Raw genomic sequence first — 1,113 nt, 5'->3', positions numbered from 1 at the left:
GCAACTGGAGCAACTGGAGCAACTGGAGCAACTGGAGTAACTGGAGCTACCGGTATTCAAGGACCTACAGGTTCTACTGGTCCAAGTTTTAATTCGTATGCAAATGGTGTTATAACAACAAATAAAATATCAATTCCAGTCGGAGGCACTGTTATTTATGATACTGTAAATATTATAGGATCTGATATAATTTATAATCCAGCATCAGGTATATTTACAGTTAATACAACAGGTGTTTATGTAATCGACTGGAAGTTAGCTGTTACTCCGATTCCTTTAACCTTTGCTATACAAATTGACTTGGAACAAGTTCCTAGTGCGACTCGTATTGGTGGTATATCTATTTTAGTAACAAATCCAACGTTAAGTGGTTCTAATGTAATTTATGCCGCAACAGCAGGAGAAAGTTTTAGATTTGCCAACAATTCAAATGGTCCTATTAGTATAGTATTAACAGTTTTATCCGGACCTATTGGAACTTTATCTATTTTCAGAATTAATTAATGGGATTAAGTTAAATTAAAAAAAGTTCAGATTATAAAAGTAAGTAATATTAATTTTATTATGTTAAATTATTTTAACTAATTTCATTACTTTAAAAGGCTACCTAACTGGGGAGGCTTCTTTTGGAAATACCTTCAGGGAAACCAGGATTTTCTAGGAAGAAGTATCAAACGCTCCTAAAGTCAAGTAAAGACTCCTAGAGGTTAAAATATTCCAAGTACAAGTAGTGTTTTAAATAAAATCATTTAAATGATGAAACTGCAATAGATCTATAAACTGGTACCTATAGAATGGACAGTTAGAAAAAAAGTGCTAAACATTTATTTAACTGACTCTATTTTATAGGGTCTTTTTTTATTGTAAAATATTTTAAAGGAGGATTGTAGTTATGGGAAGAATCTATTTTACAGATGAACAATTGAAAGATTTATCAGTAAATCCATTTGTAAAAAAAGCTAGTAATAAAGCTATTACTTATACAGATGAATTTAAGGAGTATTATGTTTCTGAATATAATACCGGGAAAATGCCATTAGAAATACTACGGAATGCAGGATTTGATGTTAAGGCTTTAGGAAAACAGAGAGTTGATAATTTATCGCGCCGATT

At 31.4% G+C, this 1,113-nt stretch carries 1 protein-coding gene and 1 pseudogene; both read left to right on the top strand.

Features of this window, described 5'->3' with window-relative positions; translation table 11 throughout:
• Positions 1-504 (top strand): annotated as a pseudogene (locus BLS77_RS20635) (hypothetical protein); the annotation flags it as partial.
• Positions 505-892: 388 nt separating this feature from the next.
• On the top strand, positions 893-1,113 hold a 221-nt coding region (locus BLS77_RS19005; protein ID WP_341423501.1), incomplete at its 3' end, for an HTH domain-containing protein.

Origin of the sequence: Clostridium gasigenes (assembly GCF_900104115.1) — a bacterium.
Taxonomy (GTDB): Bacteria; Bacillota; Clostridia; order Clostridiales; family Clostridiaceae; genus Clostridium; species Clostridium gasigenes.
The sequence above is the reverse complement of the archived record's forward strand: the minus strand, read 5'-3'. Positions and strand labels throughout refer to the sequence as shown.